Annotated in this window: 14 protein-coding genes; 6 read left to right on the plus strand and 8 right to left on the minus strand. The window is 72.3% G+C overall.

Annotated elements, in window-relative coordinates:
* Window positions 1-35: 35 nt before the first annotated feature.
* The 7 genes from ACLQ2T_RS13385 to ACLQ2T_RS13415 all read right to left on the minus strand — a co-directional run bounded on the left by ACLQ2T_RS13385 (window position 36) and on the right by ACLQ2T_RS13415 (window position 11010).
* The gene (locus tag ACLQ2T_RS13385; protein ID WP_425766372.1) at window positions 36-1004 is read right to left on the minus strand and encodes an ABC transporter ATP-binding protein; all 969 of its coding nucleotides are present in this window, start codon (window positions 1002-1004) and stop codon (window positions 36-38) included.
* The gene (locus ACLQ2T_RS13390) at window positions 1001-3715 is read right to left on the minus strand and encodes an FtsX-like permease family protein (RefSeq protein WP_425766373.1); all 2715 of its coding nucleotides are present in this window, start codon (window positions 3713-3715) and stop codon (window positions 1001-1003) included. The genes ACLQ2T_RS13385 and ACLQ2T_RS13390 overlap by 4 nt, the downstream gene beginning before the upstream one ends.
* A gap of 106 nt (window positions 3716-3821) precedes the next feature.
* Window positions 3822-7031, minus strand: a complete 3210-nt coding sequence (locus ACLQ2T_RS13395; RefSeq protein ID WP_425766374.1) for an FtsX-like permease family protein — start codon at window positions 7029-7031, stop codon at window positions 3822-3824.
* A 137-nt stretch (window positions 7032-7168) separates the two neighbouring features.
* Window positions 7169-7909 carry a thymidine kinase gene (locus ACLQ2T_RS13400; protein WP_425766375.1) on the minus strand — a complete coding sequence of 247 codons (741 nt, stop codon included), beginning with the start codon at window positions 7907-7909 and terminating at the stop codon, window positions 7169-7171.
* A gap of 61 nt (window positions 7910-7970) precedes the next feature.
* Window positions 7971-9368, minus strand: coding sequence for an MFS transporter (locus tag ACLQ2T_RS13405; RefSeq protein ID WP_425766377.1), 1398 nt, complete (start codon window positions 9366-9368; stop codon window positions 7971-7973).
* Window positions 9369-9384: 16 nt separating this feature from the next.
* Window positions 9385-10152, minus strand: coding sequence for a glycerophosphodiester phosphodiesterase (locus ACLQ2T_RS13410; protein ID WP_425766378.1), 768 nt, complete (start codon window positions 10150-10152; stop codon window positions 9385-9387).
* Between the two features lie 78 nt (window positions 10153-10230).
* Window positions 10231-11010 (minus strand): lysophospholipid acyltransferase family protein, encoded by a 780-nt coding sequence (locus tag ACLQ2T_RS13415; protein ID WP_425766380.1) that lies wholly within the window; start codon window positions 11008-11010, stop codon window positions 10231-10233.
* 210 nt (window positions 11011-11220) lie between these two features.
* On the opposite strand from ACLQ2T_RS13415, the gene ACLQ2T_RS13420 reads away from it, so the two are divergent.
* From ACLQ2T_RS13420 to ACLQ2T_RS13435, 4 genes are read left to right on the plus strand one after another with little or no spacing between them, the layout of a single operon-like run.
* Complete coding sequence (locus tag ACLQ2T_RS13420) at window positions 11221-12639, plus strand: cytochrome ubiquinol oxidase subunit I (protein WP_425766382.1); 1419 nt, start codon at window positions 11221-11223, stop codon at window positions 12637-12639.
* 14 nt (window positions 12640-12653) lie between these two features.
* Entirely contained in the window at window positions 12654-13652 is a 999-nt protein-coding gene (cydB, locus tag ACLQ2T_RS13425; protein ID WP_425766383.1) for a cytochrome d ubiquinol oxidase subunit II, read from the plus strand.
* Window positions 13653-13698: 46 nt separating this feature from the next.
* On the plus strand, window positions 13699-14184 hold the full coding sequence (locus tag ACLQ2T_RS13430; protein WP_425766384.1) for an OsmC family protein: 486 nt from the start codon (window positions 13699-13701) through the stop codon (window positions 14182-14184).
* A gap of 24 nt (window positions 14185-14208) precedes the next feature.
* Window positions 14209-15381, plus strand: a complete 1173-nt coding sequence (locus ACLQ2T_RS13435; RefSeq protein WP_425766385.1) for a GNAT family N-acetyltransferase — start codon at window positions 14209-14211, stop codon at window positions 15379-15381.
* A 52-nt stretch (window positions 15382-15433) separates the two neighbouring features.
* Here the strand turns inward: ACLQ2T_RS13435 and ACLQ2T_RS13440 are convergent, their stop codons facing one another.
* Window positions 15434-16135, minus strand: coding sequence for a hypothetical protein (locus tag ACLQ2T_RS13440; protein ID WP_425766386.1), 702 nt, complete (start codon window positions 16133-16135; stop codon window positions 15434-15436).
* Window positions 16136-16328: 193 nt separating this feature from the next.
* Between ACLQ2T_RS13440 and ACLQ2T_RS13445 the strand changes: the two genes are divergently transcribed.
* Both ACLQ2T_RS13445 and ACLQ2T_RS13450 read left to right on the plus strand, forming a co-directional pair.
* On the plus strand, window positions 16329-17057 hold the full coding sequence (locus tag ACLQ2T_RS13445) for an SDR family oxidoreductase (protein WP_425766387.1): 729 nt from the start codon (window positions 16329-16331) through the stop codon (window positions 17055-17057).
* Between the two features lie 180 nt (window positions 17058-17237).
* Window positions 17238-17984, plus strand: a complete 747-nt coding sequence (locus tag ACLQ2T_RS13450; RefSeq protein WP_425766388.1) for a maleate cis-trans isomerase family protein — start codon at window positions 17238-17240, stop codon at window positions 17982-17984.
* The last annotated feature ends 8 nt before the right edge of the window (window positions 17985-17992 follow it).

Consider the following 17992-nt stretch of genomic DNA (forward strand, 5'->3'; position numbering starts at 1 on the left):
CCGGCCGTCGGCCGCAGACCGCCCGACACCGCCTCTCACGCCGAATCCCGCTGCTCGCCGGAGCGGACCTGCACGTGATCCGGCTCCAGGGTCAACTTCACCCGGTCCCGCAACGCCAACGCGTCGACGAAACCGGCCGGCAACTGCATCCGTCCGGCCCGGTCCAGCACCGCGTACTCCTCGGTGACCAGTTCCTCGACGCCGTCGGCACCGACCCGGGCCCTGCGGTGCACCTCGGAGGCGGTCCGGCCGTCCCGGATCGCGACCGTCCGCCGCACCTGCGAGGCGACCTGCGGATCGTGGGTGACCACCACGACGGTGACCCCCAACTCGGCGTTGATGACCCGCAACGCGCCGAACACCTCCGCGGCCGTGGCCTCGTCCAGCTCACCGGTCGGCTCGTCGGCGAACAGCACCTCCGGGTCGTTGGCCACGGCCACCGCCACCGCACAACGCTGCTGCTCGCCACCGCTCATCTGCCCCGGTCGGCGATCCGCGCAGTAGTCGACCCCGACCATCTCCAGCAGTTCCATGGCCCGCCGTCGACCGGCCCGGCCACCCCGACCGGCCAGCCGCATCGGCAACTCGACGTTCTCCCGGGCACTCAGGTAGGGCAGCAGGTTACGTCCGGTCTGCTGCCAGACGAACCCGACCGTGTGCCGCCGGTACCGCAGCCGCTTGCGCGCCGACATGGTCAGCAGGTCGTAGCCGGCCACCCGGGCGATCCCGGCGGTCGGGGTGTCCAGCCCGGACAGGATGTTCAGCACTGTGGACTTACCGGAACCGGAGGCCCCCACGATCGCCACCAGCTCACCCCGGTCGACGACCAGGTCCAGCCCTTGCAGGGCGACCACCTCCACCCCCTCGGTGGTGAAGATGCGTACCAGGCCGTCGCAGACGATGTGCCCCCGCAACCGGTCCGCGCCACCGGCCCGGGCGGCGGCCCGTTCCGCCGCCCGCCGCTGCAGCGCCGCGAGGTCCGGTACCTCCCTGACCACGGTCATGCGTTCCCCTCTCCGAGACGCAGCGCCTCACCCAGGCGCATCCGTCGGTTCACCAGGTTCTCCACCAGCAGGCCGGTCAGCAGGCCCAGCACCACCAACCCCAGCACCCCGCCCACGACCAGCGGATCCAGGTGGTCACGCATCGGCACCCCGGGCGCGAACTGGGACAACCCCAGGGTCGGGCCGAGCAGCCTGGGCAGGGCGACGCCCACGGCCGCACCCGTCAGGGCCGCGACCACCACCAGCGGCACCAGCTCGTACACCAGCAGCCGTCGGCCGTGTGCGGCGGACAGACCCATCGTGCGCAGCCGGGACAGCATCCGACCCCGACCGGAGGCGTCGGCGACCACCGCGAACCCCACCGCGAGTACGGCCAGCGCCGCGCTTCCCCCGGCGCCCGCGGTGAACGTCAGGGTCAGCACCTCGTTGGCGCCGGTACGCTCCAGTCCCTCCCGGTGGGCCCGCCAGGTCTCCAGGGTCGCCGGCAGTTGCGTCCGGGTCACCTCCGTGCCGAGCACCGCGGACTGTCGACGGCGCTGGGTGGCGTCGGCGACCTCCAGCAGCCTCGCCTCGTCGATGTCGTCGCCGGCGAGCAGGTACCGGTTGGGGATGATCGGGGTCAACTCGTACTCGGGTAGGGCCTGCCACGGCAGCACCACGAACCGGTCGACCCCCAACCCCACCCCGGGGAAGGTGTCGGCCACCGCAGCCACCCGGAACTCGTACAGCCGGCTCTGCACATCGGCCACCGCGGTGTCGCCGAGTTCCGCCGCCAGCCTCGGCGACACCACCGCGGGCACCGGCCCGTCGCCGCGGGCGGCGGACCGCAGCACGGCGGGCACCTCGACGTCGACCCCGCTGCGGGCCACCACCTCGGCGAAGGCCGGGGCGTCCACCACCAGCACCCGGGCCTGCCCGAGGGGGGTCGCCTGCGGTCCGGGTTCGGACAACAGTCGCCGATTTGACTCCACCGACACCCGGGCCACCGCCGCCACCCCGGGCACCCGGGTCAGTTCGTCGGCCGCGTCCGGGGAGAAGGCCCACCCGGTCAGCCAGGCGTCACCCGGCACCGTCAGGGTCGCGGCCCGGTCCCGGGCGGCGGCCACGGTGGTCGTCACGACCCCACCGAACACCCCGGTGCTGACCGCGACGATCAGCACCGCCAACGGCCCCAACGCCACCGGCGCACTCCGGCCGGCCCGGGCGACCCCGAGGAACAGCGGGGCGCCCCGGGCCCGTCCGGCGAACCGGCCGACCAGCCGCAGCGGCCACGGCAGCAGCCGGATCGCCACCAGGGCGGCGGCGACCGCGACCAGCACCGGCACGGAGCTGAGGTACGCGTCGACCCCGTCGGCCGGATCGAGGCCACGGCGCCGCAGCAGCACCACTCCCAGCCCGGCGAGCACCACCACGCTGGCCTCCACGGTCAACCGGCGTACCGACGGGCGCTGCCGGACCAGGTCGACCCGCCCGGCGGCCGACCCGACCCGCCGCTGGGAGAGCACGGCCAGCACCGGCACCACGACGGTGGTGAGCACCGCCAGCAGCAGCACCGGCCAGGGGGTTCCCGCCGACCGGCCCGGCACCCGGGTGGCGATCAGCCAACCCAGCAGCACCGCCACGGGCTGCACCAGCACCGCCTCGACGCCGGTGCGCCACCCGATCGCGGCCAGCGAGGCGCCTCGGGCCCGCAGCAACGCCAACTCGTCGCGGCGACGTTGCACCATCAACCGGGCGGCCAGCAGGATCAGCCCCAGCAGGCTGGCGACCAGGCCGGTCTGCGCGATGGCCAGCAGAGCCTGCACCGCCCGCAACTGTTCGGTGAACCGGACCAGGCTGACGTCCAGCGAGGTGTACACCCGCGAGCCGGGCAGCCACTCGGTGCGTCGGGTCTGGCTCACCGCGTCGACGACCCCCGCCAAGGTGGTGGTGTCCAGTCGCCGCTCGTCGAGCCGGTACCGCCATTCGTAGCTGACCGGCACCCCACTGCCGGCGACCACGTTGTCGATCCCGGCCCAGTCGGTGACCGCCATGGCCAGGTAGGGCTCGCCGTCGACGACCGGCACCACCGGGTTCAGGCCCAGCATCAGGTCGTCCCAGAACGGATCTTCGGCGTCGCGGGGGTCGAACACCCCGACGACCCGCACCGATGCCCGCATGGCCGCGCTGGCGCCGGTGAACCGCAGCCGGCTGCCCGGTCGCAGCGACAGGATCTCCGCCACCGCGGTGGAGACCGCCACCTCGGCGGGGCCGCCAGCCGCGCTGCGCGGCCAACGACCGGCGGTGAGCACGGCCGCCTCCTGGACACCGGTCTGCGCCCGCAGGCCGATCTTCTTGGTCGCCCCACCGTCCATCGGTGGCGCGTCGCCGGTGGCGGTCAGGGTCTGCTCGTCCAGCACGGCGGCGTACCACCGACGGTCCACCAGGGCGGGCAGCGGCTGCGGCAACGACCCGAGCAGCCGGTCCAGGTCGCCCTCACCCGCCGCGGCCAGCACCCCTTCCTCGTGCTGCGGCCTGTCCGGCCGCTGCTCGACCGCGATCGACACGTCGCGGACGAGGTGCGGCAACCGGGCCACATCGGCGTGCAGACTCCGGTCGGCGTACCCGTTGGCCAGCCGGGGCACGGCGGTCACCAGCAGCGCCGCCACCAACCCCAGCACCGCCAACAGACCCACCTGGCCGCCGTACGCCCTGATCCGCCTGACACTCATCGGATCCGCCTCTTGTTCGCGACTGCGGGGCTCGCAAGCTCACTCCTCGCGCTCACGGTGCTGGCCTTGTTCGCGACTGCGGGGCTCGCAAGCTCACTCCTCGCGCTCACCGGTCCTCCCCGATGCGTAGTTGGGTGGCGGCCAGGCGGCGGCGCATGGTCATCGACACCGCGGCGCTGAAGGTCAACGCCAGCAGCAGCAGGCCCACCCCGGTGGCCACTACCGGTGGCCAGTCGACACTCAACAACGGCGGTGGATGGGGTCGGTCGGCGGACGGGGTGAGGATGACCAGCGGGGCCATCGTCGCGGCCACGCCCACCCCCACGCCCAACCCGACGAGCACCCCCACCCCGGCCAGGAACGCCTGCTCGACCAGGAGTGACCGGGCCACCAGGCGGTGCCCGGCACCCAGGGTGTGCAGCACAGCCAGTTCGGTGGCCCGCCGTCGGGCGGTGGCGCTGACATCCACCGCCACCCCGACGGCGGCCAACAGCACCGCGGCCAGGGCGGCGGCGAACAGGGCACCCCGGGCACCCACCCCGAACGGATCCCGGGCCAGTTCGGCGGCGACCTGCTCACGGTCCAGCACGGCCAGGCCACCCAGCCCGGCGACCGCCGCGGCCACCTGCTGTCCCTGGCCTGCCCGGGTGGCCAGCCACCATTCCTCCGGGGGACGCACGATGCCCTGGTCGTGGAAGATCCGGGTGCTCAGTGACGGCAGGTCGACCACCAGGGCGGCCTCGTCGGCCTCGCCGGGCAGTGCGCTCACGGTGCCGACCACGGTGAGGTCGACCTCGGCGCCGCCGAGGAACAGCCGGGTCTGGTTACCGACCGCACGCCGTAGGGCGGCCAGGGCCTGCGGGGTGGCCACCACCGGCACCGGGCCCTCGGCCGCCTCCCGGGAGATCCCCAGCCGCAGCGTCTTGCTGCGACCGTGGGATCCCTCCGCCACCCTGCTCGCCAGGCGGACCGTCAGGCTGTTTCCGGTGGCCCTGGGGGTGGCCAGCAGACCGGAGGTGTCGACCATCCGCCATGCCCCGTCGGCTGCCAGATCCACCGGCTCCCCGGGGGAGGTGTCCCGGCTGGCCCGCAGGTCGGACAGCCGCCAGTCGAGGGTGATCCGGCCGGTGCCGGTGGTCTCGACCGTGAAACCGGCCAGTCGCCACGGCGTGTCACCGGCCGGCAGTTCGACGGAGAAGGGCAGCCGGTCGCCGTTGCCGGTGACCCCCAGCGGCAACCGTCGGTGTCCGTGGTCCGGCCCGATCAGCACCGCATGGTGGCGTACCGGAGCGAGGACACCGAACGGCTGACTGACCTTGGTCACTAGCTGCCCGGTCAGCCGTCGGGTGCCGGCCGGCAGCGGGGTCTCCGGTGCCGTCACCCGCCCGGCGGCCAGCCCCTCGAACACCGTGCCGACGGAGCCGCCGGCCAGGTCCGGCCGGAGCCGAACCACCTCCCCGGCGGTTTCGGCGTCGAACGTCAGCACGGTCATCGGGGTCTGTTCCGGTCCGGCTTGCAGCCGGTCCCGCCAGCCCGCCAGGACCGCCGTCGTGCCCGGCAGTTCGGCCAACTGTTCGGCCCGGCCCTCGGGGGCGGAGCCGTTGGCCTCGGTCAGTCGCAGGTCCGCGCCGACCTGATGGGCGGCCTGGTCGTCCAGGGACCGTCGGGAGGTGCTCGCCAGTGACCAGGCCAGGGTGCCGACCGCGACGGCCAGGGCCAGCAGCAGCACCGGACCGGCATGGGGCCGGCGACCGGCCTGCCAGGTGCCGAGCATGGTGGCGGTCCACGGCCTGCGGTCCACCCAGCGTTCCGCCAGGCGTACCAGTGGGGGCAGCAGCCGCAGGGCGAGCACCGCCCCGGCCAGCACCCCGAGGGTGGGCGCGGCGGCCAGCAGCGGGTCGATGCCCAGCTCACCACCACGGGTACGGGACAGCGGTGAGGAGTACCGGCTCAACTGGTACCAGGCCAGCACCGCCAGGCCGACCAGCACCACATCCAACCCGGCCCGCTGCACCATGCCCCGGGAACTGGGCCGGGAACGGCTGGCCAGGTCGGCGACGTAACTGCCACCCCGGCGCAGGCTCGGACCGATCATCGCCAGGGCGCAACCGGCGGCCGCAGCCCCCGCCACCACCCAGATCATCGCGTCGGAGATCCCCGCCGGGTGCAGCGACACCGCGGCGAGCCCGGGTAGCCGCCCGGCCAGGCCGAGCAGTTCGGTGACGATCAGCGGGGCTCCGACCGCGGCGGGCAGGACGATCAGGGTGGCCTCCCGGGCGGTCAGCCCGGCCAGTTGCCGGCGGCTGGCACCCCGGGCGCGCAGCAGGGCGGTCTCACCCCGACGGTGCTCGGTGAGCAGCACGGCGACGAGCAGCAGCGCGTACCCGCCGAGCACCACCACCAGCAGCATCGGAGTGACCAACGCGGACCGGCCGACCAGGGTGGCCTGCTGCAACCGGGGCACCAGGACGGCCAGGTCACCGATGGCCACCGCGGAGTCGCCCAGACCGGCCTCGGCCGGGGTGGTGGTGACCAGCCGGGTGGCCACCTGCGCCAGCCGGTCCAGTTCGCTGGTGGTCCTGATGGTCGACAGGTCGGGCTCGACCAGCCAGCCGGCGGAGGCGTTGGCCAGGAAGTGGGTGACGAAGTCGTCGCGGTGCACGACCATCGGGCCGTAGGTGGCCGCCTGCGGCAGCGAACCGGTCGCCGTCTCCGGGGCCAGCCGCCAGTACGCGGCCTGCGGGTCCACCGGGGTGAACACCCCCACCACGGTCACTTCGGTGACCCGTTCGGTGAGCCCGTCGGTGATCGGGATCCGGTCACCGACCCCCACCCCCAGGATCGCCGCCGCCGGGGCGGCCAACACGGTCTCCGGCCGGGGCGCCCCGGCCTGGGGCCAGGCACCGGCGGTGAGCCGGGCGTGTTCGGGCAGGCCGTCGAGGAACATCACCGAGGCGTAGATGCTGCCGGTACGGTCGGCGACGGCGTCACCGGCGTCGCCGCGCAACTGCCGGCCGGCCGCGTACCCGACGGAGGTGACCTGGGCGGCCAGCCCGCCCAGGTCGGTGCGCAGCTGTTCGCGCAGGGCGGTGTCGCGGTCCCGCAGGGCTTGCGGGGTACGCCCGGCCGAGGACCGGATCAGCACCGATCGTTCCTGGGAGCCGGCCTCGGCCAGCACGTTACGGGTGCCGGAGTCGACCACGTCCCGGTTGTACGCGGCCAGTCCGGTGAGGGCGACCGTGGCCACCAGCGCCGCTCCGGCCGCGGCCAGCAGCAGGCCCCTCGTGCCCCGGGCACGCCGCCAGACGAACCTCATTCGACCTGTACCCCCACCGGTCCGCGGGCCGTTGTCCGCTCCTGATCACTGTCGTCATGCACCAGAAGGGGTAGGACCCCGGTAAAGGTTGGCAGCAGTGATCGTTTCGTTATCCGGTACGGCGGTGGGAGGTGATCTCAGGCCTGGGTGGTGGCGCGGGGTCCCAGGTCGCCGCTGCGGTGGTGGCGCCGGCACAGCACCTGGTACCGCACCTCGGCGGTGTCGACGGTGTCGACGGTGTCACCGATCATGACCTGTTCGCCTTCGCGGACCACCCGACCACCGGCCACCCGGGCGTTGAGCAGTCCCTCACGCCCACACCAGCAGAGCACCTCGACCTGGATGCGGGCCACCGTGTCGGCCAGTTCGAACAGCCGCTGGGCGGCGGGGAACAGGCAGGACCGGAAGTCCGTGGCCAATCCGAAGGCGTACACGTCGACGTCGTAGCTGTCGACCAGTTCGGCCATCTGCTCGACGTGCTGCACGGAGTAGAAGCTGGCCTCGTCGCAGATCAGGTAGTCCACCCGTACCCCGTCGGCCCAGGCCTCGCGGACCAGGGCCCGCAGGTCCACCTCGTCGGTGATCTCGATGGCCTCGTGGGCCAGCCCGATGCGGGTGGTGACCTGCGGGCCCAGGGACCGGTCGATGCGGGTGGTGACCAGCCCGCGCCGGCCCTGCCGGGCGTGGTTGTAGTTCATCTGAAGGGCCATGGTCGACTTGCCGCAGTCCATCGGCCCCCAGTAGAACCGCAGCGCGGCGGCGTGCGCGGGGCGCCCGTCGGCGCCCCGAGCGGCTACACACCCGGCCGGGGTGTCACTCGACCCGCCCAGTGCGGGCCGGGACAAACAGGTCGGTACGGCATCTGCGGGGCTCGTCACGGACGGGCAGCCTAGCCGATCGGGGACGTCCGGCCGGTCACCGCCGGTACGACGATGTGCCTCAGAGCACCCGTGGCGGGGTGTTGCCGGCGGCGATGATCGCCCGCCGCATCGGCACCGCCAGCAGCAGGGCGAATCCGACCACGAAGAAGATCAGCAGGGAGACCAGGCCGACCCGGTAGGAGTTGGTCAGCTGGAACACCAGGCCGAACGCCAACGGACCGAGCCAACTGGTGCCCTTGTCGCTGATCTCGTAGAAGCCGTAGTACTCGCCTTCCTTGCCGGCCGGGATCAACTGGCTGAACAGGGAGCGGCTCAGCGCCTGGCTGCCGCCGAGCACCAGGCCGATGCCCGCGCCGAGGATCATGAACGGCAGCGGTGCCTCGGCCGGCAACCGGAAGGCCCCGATGATCACCGCGGTCCACAGCACCAGGCTCAGCAGCACGGTCTTCCAGGCGCCGATGCGCCCGGCCAGGGCACCCAGGCCCAGGGCGCCGCCGAAGGCCAGGAACTGCACCAGCAGGATCGTCACGATCAGGGTGCTCTGGTCCAGCCGCAGTTCCTCGGTGCCGTACTGGCTGGCCAGGGTGATGACGGTCTGGATGCCGTCGTTGTAGACCAGGAAGGCCAGCAGGAAGAACAAGGTCAGGGGGTACGCCTTGACCTCCCGCAGGGTGCGGCCGAGCTGCCGGAACCCGTCGGTGAGCACATTGCCCCGGCCCCCGGCGGCCAGCGCCGCCGCGGTGGGGTGTTCCCGCAGCCAGCGCAGCGGCACCAGGGTGAACACCGCCCACCACAGACCCGCCGAGACGATCGACCAGCGGGCCAGGTCCAGGGTCCGCTCGGCGGTGCCGTTGCCGAAGGACTGCACCGCCACCAGGTTCAGGGCCAGCAGCACACCACCACCGAGGTAGCCCAGGGCCCAGCCCCGGCTGGAGATGCCGTCGCGTTCGTCCGGGCCGCCCAACTGGGGCAGGAAGGAGTTGTACACCACGATCGCCGCACCGAAGGCGATGTTGGCGACCATGAACAGCGCCCCGCCGAGCAGGTACCGGTCCCCGGTCACGAAGAGCATGCCGATGGTGGCGAAGGCGCCGGTGAAGGCGGTCGCGGCCAGCAGCCGCTTCTTGTGCAGCGACCGGTCGGCGATCGCCCCGATCACCGGCAGCACGAAGACGGTCAGCAGCACCGACAGCGAGATCAGGTACGGGTAGTAGGAGCCGGCGGCGACCTTGATGCCCAGCGGGTAGACGTACCCGGTGCAGTCGTCGGCCTCCAGCTGACACCCGGCGGCGACCTTGGCCACGCTGGTCAGGAAGGGCCCGAGGAACACCGTGATGACGGTGGTCTGGAAGGCCGAGTTGGCCCAGTCGTAGAAGTACCAGCCGGTGCGCTCCCGGCGGGTGCTGTTCACCGGCGGGGTGTCGTCCTGCGCGGCGGGGGTCGCCGTCTCGGCCATCTCGGGTCCCAGGTGCTCAGGCGGCCCAGTGGCCGCGGCTGCGGTAGACGTCGCGCAGCACGCCGACGTGGTCGGTCATGATGCCATCAACACCAAGATCAAGTAACTCGTGCATCTCGGCAGGTTCGTCGATCGTCCAGACATGCACCTGTAACCCGAGTCGATGCGCCGTACGCAGAAATCGGCGGTCGGCCACCGGCAGTCGGCCGTAGCGCACCGGCACCTGGGCGGCCACCACGGACGGCGGCAGCCGCAGCCGGCGCCCGGTCAGCGAGGCCCACCGCAGCCGCGCCACTCCCCGTGCCCCCAGGCTGGTCGCCACCTGTTCACCGGTCAACGCCCGCAGCCGGTGCAGCCGGGTGTCGCTGAACGAGGCGAGCAGCACCCGGTCACCGGCCCCGGTCCGGGTCAGGGCGTCCACCGTCGGGGTCACCGCCCGGTCGGACTTGACATCGATGTTGAACCGCACCTGCGGCCAGGCGGTGAGCACCTCGTCGAGGCGGGGCACCACCGCGGCACCGCCGACCCGTACCGAGGCCAGGTCCGCCCACCGCAGGTCGGACACCCGACCGGGCCGACCGGTGACCCGTCGCAGGGTGGCGTCGTGGAACACCACGGCCACCCCGTCGGCGGTGGCCTGCACGTCGGTCTCCACGTACCGGTAGCCGAGGGCGATCGCGCGGGCGAAGGCCGCGGCCGTGTTCTCGTCGCCGTCGGCCGCACCACCACGGTGGGCGAAGGCCAGCGGAGTCGCGGCGTCTAGGTAGCGGGAACCGGGTGGCACGCAGCGCAGTATGCCCGGCCCCGAGGACCCCCCGGTGACCGGGAGATGACCAACCATCCGCTTCGGGCACCGACCGGCTCAGTCGGCGACGGTACGGCGGCGATGCATCCGGCTGGTGTCGACCGGCCGCCCGGGGTCGACATGCCGGGGCCGGTCGGGTTCGTCGAGGCGCAGCGGGACGAGGGTGTCGGTGAGGGCGTCGATGATCCGGTCGGTGGCCAGCCGGGCCACGCCGGGACGGTCGGGGGACAGGTCGGCCAACCGCACCGGTGCACCGAAGTGCACCCGCACCCGGGGCCGACGCAGCAGGGCGCGGATCACCCCACCGAGGAGCCCCTTGGGCGCCTGGTAGGGGAGTACCTCGTGGCTGCCCCACTGGGCGACCGGGATGACCGGGGCGCCGCTGGCCAGGGCCAGCCGGGCGGTCCCGGTCTTGCCGCGTTCGGGCCACAGCCCCGGGTCCAGGCCGATGCGTCCCTCCGGATAGACCAGGATCACCGCGCCCGCGGCGGCCGCCGCGACCGCCTCGTCCAGCGCCCGGTGCACCCCGCTGGTGCCCCGGTCCACCCGCAGGTGCCCGGCCGCGCGCATGGCCGCGCCGATCACCGGCACCCGGAACAGTCCGCCGGTGGCCATGATCCGGGGGGCGATCCGCCGTTGCCGACAGGCGGCGCTGAGCACGATCGGGTCGAACGGGCTGATGTGGTTGGCGGCCAGGATCAGCGGCCCGCCGCGTAGCGCGGCGGGGATGTCGCCGGTGACCTCCAGCCGGGCCAGCACCGCGACCGCGACACGGGCGAGCGCCTGGGCGGCACGCCAGATCAGCGGCGGTCGCCAGGGGGAGTGCACAGGGTCCACCAGCGGGATGGTCGCACGCCTGCGCCCGTCTCCTCGGGCCGGGGCCGAGCAGGCGCCATGGCGACCGGAGGCCGCCGACGGGTCCTCCGGCCCGAGGTGAGCAGGGTCATTGGTCCCGGGCCGGTACGGGCCGCTCGCCCCTGCACTTCTCTGTACGACGAGCGGTAGTATCTACTACGTCTTGTAGTATGAGCAGCATGGGGGTCGCAGGTGGACGCGTTGGACGTCGCCCGCTGGCAGTTCGGTGTCACCACCGTCTACCACTTTCTCTTCGTTCCACTGACCATCGGGTTGTCCGTCCTGGTCGCCATTCTGCAAACCCTGTGGCACCGCACCGGCAACGAGAAATACCTCAAGCTCACCAAGTTCTTCGGCAAACTCTTTCTGATCAACTTCGCGATGGGTGTGGTCACCGGCATCGTGCAGGAATTCCAGTTCGGCATGAACTGGAGCGACTACTCCCGCTTCGTCGGTGACATCTTCGGCGCACCCCTGGCCATCGAGGCCCTGGTCGCCTTCTTCCTGGAATCCACCTTCATCGGCCTGTGGATCTTCGGCTGGGACCGGCTGCCCAAGCGCCTGCACCTGGCCACCATCTGGGCCGCCGCGATCGGCACCAACCTGTCGGCCTACTTCATCCTCGCGGCCAACTCCTTCATGCAGAACCCGGTCGGCTACCGCTTCAACCCGGAGACCGGACGCGCCGAACTGACCGACTTCGTCGCCGTACTGACCAACAAGCTCGCCCTGGTCACCTTCCCGCACACCATCGCCGGTTCCTTCCTGGTCGCCGGAAGCCTGCTGGTCGCCGTCGCTCTGTGGCACCTGATCCGCAACCGGGACAGCGCCGACACCCCGGCCTACCGCTTCGCCGCGAAGTTCGGCTCCTGGGTGACCCTGGTCTCCGCCTTCGCCGTGTCCATCACCGGCGACATCCAGGGCAAGATCATGACCCAGGTGCAGCCGATGAAGATGGCCGCCGCCGAAGGTCTCTACCAGACCGAGAGCCCGGCGTCGTTCTCCGTGCTGACCATCGGCAGCCTGGACGGCAGCCGGGAACTGTTCGCCCTCAAGATCCCCTACCTGCTGTCGTACCTCGGCACCGGCGACCCCAACGGCACCGTGCAGGGCATCGACGACCTTCAGGCCCTCTACAGCGCCCAGTACGGCCCCGGCAGCTACACCCCGATCATCCCGGTCACCTACTGGAGCTTCCGCTTCATGATCGCCTTCGGGTTGGCCGCCGCCGCCATCGCCCTGCTGGTCCTCTGGACCCACCGCAAGGGCCGCACCACCCCCAACAGCAAGTGGCTGCTGCGCGCCGGCCTGGCCATGCCGATCCTGCCGCTGCTGGCCAACTCCTTCGGCTGGATCTTCACCGAGATGGGCCGGCAGCCCTGGATCGTCTTCGGCGAGATGCTCACCCGCGACGGGGTGTCCCGCAGCGTCTCCCTGACCGAGGTCCTCACCAGCTTCACCGCCTTCACCCTGATCTACGCCGTCCTGGCCGTCGTGGAGGTCAAGCTCCTGCTGCGCTACGCCAAGGCCGGGGTACCCGACGTCAGCGACCACCCCGACCCCGACGACACCGACGACGACGCCGACCGTCCGCTCGCCTTCGCCTACTGACCCGGAGCCCCACCGTGGAACTGACCACCATCTGGTTTCTCCTCGTCGCCGTGCTGTTCACCGGCTACTTCATCCTGGAGGGCTTCGACTTCGGCGTCGGCATGCTGCTGCCCGTGCTCGGTCGTGACGACCGGGAACGCCGGGTAATGATCAACACCATCGGGCCGGTCTGGGACGGCAACGAGGTCTGGCTGATCACCGCCGGTGGCGCCATGTTCGCCGCCTTCCCGGAGTGGTACGCCACCCTCTTCTCCGGCTTCTACCTGCCCCTGCTGCTGATCCTGCTGGCGCTGATCGCCCGGGGCGTCGCCTTCGAGTACCGGCACAAGCGCCCCGAGGCCCAGTGGAAACGACGCTGGGACGCGGCCATCTTCTTCGGCTCCCTCATCCCCGCCGTGCTGTGGGGGGTCGCCTTCGCCAACATCCTGCGCGGGGTACCCCTGACCGCCGACCACGAGTACGCCGGCGGCCTGTTCAACCTGCTCAACCCGTACGCCCTGCTCGGTGGCGCCACCACCGCGGCCCTGTTCGGAACCCACGGCGCGGTGTTCATCGCCCTGAAGACCGTCGGTGACATCCGGGACCGGGCCGCCGCCCTGGCCGTACGCCTGGGGGTCGGCACCGCCGTGCTCGCGGTGGCCTTCCTCAGCTGGACCCTGACCATCCGCTCCAGCACCGCCGCCGTGGTGTTCGCCGTCGGCGCGGCCCTGGCCCTGCTCGGCGGCCTGGCCGCCGCCAAGGTACGCCGCGAAGGCTGGGCCTTCACCGGCACCGCCGTGGCCATCGCCCTGGCCGTGGCCACCCTGTTCGCCGCGCTGTTCCCCAACGTGCTGCCCTCGACCCTGGACCCGGCCGGCACCCTGACCGCCGTCAACGCGGCCTCCACCCCCTACACCCTGAAGATCATGACCTGGGTGGCGGTCATCTTCACCCCGATCGTGCTGGCCTACCAGGGCTGGACCTACTGGGTGTTCCGCAAGCGCATCGGGGTAGCCCACATCCCGCAACACTGACCGGGCATCGGGCCGGGGGAGCACACCCCCGGCCCGATCCGGCACCATGACCCCCATGCCCCGCCTGTACACCCACACCTACGCCACCACGGTCACCTGGACCGGCAACCTCGGCACCGGCACCAGCGGCTACCGCGACTACCGCCGCGACCACGACATCACCGCCGAGGGCCACCCGCCGATCCTCGGCAGTTCCGACCCCACCTTCCGCGGCGACCCCACCCGCTGGAACCCGGAGGAGCTCCTGCTCACCGCCCTGTCCCAGTGCCACATGCTGGCCTACCTGCACCTCTGCGCCGACAGCGGCATCGTGGTCACCGACTACGTCGACCACGCCACCGGCACCATGACCACGGACAACACCGGCAACGGCCACTTCACCGAGGTCCTCCTGCACCCGCAGGTCACCGTCGCCGACCCGGACACCGTCGAGGCCGCCGCCGCCCTGCACGACGACGCCCACCGGGTGTGTTTCATCGCCAACTCGGTCAACTTCCCGGTCCGGCACCGACCCACCACCCGCGTCACCTGACCGGACCTCACTATCGTCAGGGGCGTGCAGCCCACCATCCGGGTACTCCCCGCCGAGGATCTTCCCGCCGCCTGGCAGCTCGGTCGCCTGACCTTCGGCTCCGACCCGCAAGCGCCACCCCCGACCGGCCCGCCCGCCGGGCGCACCAGCTACGGCGCCTACGACCGCGGCGGCACCCTTCTCGGCAAAGCGGTCGACCTCCATGACGAGCAGTGGTGGAGCGGGGCGACCGTGCCCGCCGCGAGCGTCGCCGGGGTCGCCGTCGCCCCCGAGGCCCGGGGCACCGGGGTGGCTCGGGGGCTGCTGCGTGCCCTGCTGCACGGCGCCCACGAACGTGGCGCCGCCGTCAGCACCCTGTTCGCCACCACCACCGGCCCCTACCGGGCCCTGGGTTGGGAGGTCACCGGAGAGCTGCGCACCCTCGACCTGCCCACCGCCGTGCTGCCCCGACACCCCCGGCCGGCACACCTGACCGTACGGGCCGGCACCCCCGCCGACCTGCCCGCCACCGTCGACCTGTACGAACGCCTGGCCCGGCACCGCAACGGCCTGCTCACCCGCACCCACCCCCGCTTCCAGGTCGGCGAGGAACTGCCGTACGACGGGCTGACCCTCGTCGAACACGGCGACACCCTGGTCGGGTACGCCGGCTGGAACCGGGGCCGGGGCTACGGCCCGGACGCCGTGCTGACCGTCGAGGACATCCTCGCCGCCACCGCCGAGGCCGCCCGTACCCTCGTCGGGGTCCTCGCCAGCTGGCACAGCGTCACCCCCACCCTGCGGCTCACCACCCTGCCCGGCGACGCCGTCAGCGCCCAACTGCCCCTCGAACTCGCCCGGCAGCACGAACACGACACCTGGATGCACCGACCGGTCGACCTCGTCCGGGCCGTCGAGAGTCGAGGTTGGCCCGCCCACCTCCGCGGACAGGTCACCTTCGCCCTGACCGACGATCTCGCCGAATGGAACACCGGCACCTGGGATCTCGCCGTCGCCGACGGCCAGGCCCACCTGCGCCGCAGCAGCAGCGAGGCGGATCTGCACCTGAGTGTGCGCGGCTTCGCCCGCCTCTACACCGCCACCGGCACCGCCCGCACCCTCGCCGAGGCCGGCCTGCTGCACCACACCACACCCGACCCCGGCGCCCTGGACCTGCTCGCCGCCGGCCCACCCGCCCAGGCCCTCGACTACTTCTGAGCACAGAAGGGGCCCGGGGCGCAAGCCCCGGGCCCCGCTGCGACCTTGCCGCTCAGCCCGCCTCGCGCAGCTCCGCCAGCCGGGCCTCGATCTCCGCCAGCTCCGCCCGCAGCCTCTCCGCCTGCCGCTCGGCGTCGGCCCGCTCGGCCGCCAGAATCTGCTCCACGGCCTCATGCACCCCCGGCACGTCCACCAGGGCCACCATCCGCAGCGCCTCCGCCGGCTTCACCACGTACGGCTTGGCCAGCACCTTGCCGCCCTGCTGCGCCGCGACCGTCCACTCTCCCTCGGCATACGCCAGGGTCACCGTCAAACCCGACGGGGACTTGGGTTTGGTCGCCTTCACGGCCCGCCGCGCCGGCTTCGACTCCACTTTCGACTCCTCCTGCACGGTCGGCTCCTCCCGGCGGGGCTGCGGCACCCGGTCCAACACGAACTCCGGCTCCGCCGCCACCGGCTCGACCGGGGTCGGCTCCACCTTGGCCTCCGCCTTGGATTCAGCCTGCCGACGACCCGCACCCCGCGGCGCCACGGCCAGGTCGGCCGGGGAGAAGGGCAACTCGTCACGCCCGAACCGCACCACCACGAACTCGTCGGACCCGGACGGGTCGGTCAACTCGACCACCTGTCCCAACTGTCCGGCGATCTGACCCGCCGCCGCGGTGAACACCACCTTCGGCTTGCGACCCGCGGCCAACGCCTCCCGGATGCCACGTACCTCGTCATCGGACAAACCCTGGTCAGCGGCACCCATCACACGACCTCTCCCTCGTACACGTGTTCAATCGCCTGCCTTGATACCAGCCGCCGCCGACAACCCGAAGATCAGCCCCGCTCCCGCGCGGGCTGCGTGACGCACGCCCACCGGTGTGCCGGAGCACAGCACGCCGCCACCGCATCGACCGTCACGGTAACGTCGCCACCACGCCTCAGGACAGGGGGAGTCGATGACACCGGTCACCGTCATCACCGGCGGCAGCCGTGGCATCGGCGCGGCCACCGCCCGCCGCCTGGCCACCGCCGGCCACCACCTGACCCTCGGCTACCGCCGCGATCAGGCCACCGCCGAGGCCCTCGCCACCGACCTGCGCGCCACCGGCGTACAGGTCACCGCCGTGTGCGCCGACACCCGTGACCCCGACCAGGTGGCCGCCCTGTTCGAGGCCGCCGCCGAGCTGGGCCCGATCACCGGACTGGTCAACAACGCCGGCATCACCAGCCCGATCGGTTCCTTCGTCGACCTGCGCCTGGACGACCTGCGCGAGGTCGTCGACGTCAACCTCGTCGGCTACGTCCTCTGTGCCCAGCAGGCCGCCCGCCGGATGGGCGAGGGCGGGGCCATCGTCAACATCTCGTCGGTAGCGGCCACCCTGGGCAGCCCCGGCGAGTACGTCCACTATGCCGCCGTCAAGGCCGCCACGGACACCCTGACCCTCGGGCTGGCCAAGGAGTTGGCTCCCCGGGGCATCCGGGTCAACGCGGTGGCTCCCGGCATCATCCGCACGGACATCCACGCCCTGTCCGGTCAACCCGACCGACCCGAACGCGCCGCCGGCCGCATCCCCCTGGGCCGACCCGGCGAACCCGACGAGGTCGCCGCCGCGGTCGCCTGGCTGCTCGGCCCGGACGCCTCCTACACCACCGCCGCCGTGCTGCGCGTCGGCGGGGGTCTGTGACCCCGGGACCGCCCGAGTCGGCCCCGCAGGCGCACCTGAGCGAGGTGTCATGCCTGGTGAAGCGGGGTATGCGCCCGGTCCGGAAGCGATCACGAATGGGTTGACCCGATCCCACCACAGCCCCTATCGTTCCTGTACGTAGAACGGCGTACGGCTCAGTCGAACGATTTGGTGGGTGCAGTGGTCGAAAAAGCTCTGGGCATCATCGTTCCACCGGCCAACCCGACGGTGGAGCCCGAGCTCCGCCGTCTGTTGCCGCTGGAGGTCCGCTACCACGTGGCCCGGCTACCGGTCGTGGAGGGCCCCCTGGCGCAGCGGCTGGACCGATACGCCGAGCTGCTGCCGGACACCGCCGCCACCCTCCAGGGCATGGCGATCGCGGCCACCTACAACGCCTGCACCGGCTGCTACTACCGGCCGGGGCGCACCGAGACCCGGCAGACCGACGACGCGGCCACCGCCCGACTCGGCAGCCCGGTGTTCGGTGCCGCCAGCGCGGTCCGGCACCTGCTCGACCGCCTCGGCGTACGCACCCTGACCCTGGTCTCGCCGTACCCGGCCTGGCTCACCGAGCAGGCGGCGGCGTTCTGGCGGGGGACCGGACGTACGGTCGGTACGCCGGTGCCGGTGCCCGGCACGGGTGCCATCTACGACCTCACCTCGACCACCGTGCGCGACACCGTCCACCAGGCGTTGCAGGCACCCGCGGGCGGGTTCCCGCCCGGACACGCGGTGTTGTTGACCGGTACGGGCGCGCCCAGCCTGGACGCCCTCGACGAGGTCCTGCCGACCGCGCCGGTGCCGGTTCTGTCCTCGAACCTGGCAGGCGCCTGGCAACTGTTGGAGACCGCCGGGATGACCCACCTGGCGGGCGAGTCGCCGAGCCCGGCGTTGCGGCATCTGGCCGCCGTCGTGGCCCAGTCCTAGATGACCGG

The organism is Micromonospora sp. DT229, from assembly GCF_049844505.1.
Taxonomy (GTDB): Bacteria; Actinomycetota; Actinomycetes; order Mycobacteriales; family Micromonosporaceae; genus Micromonospora.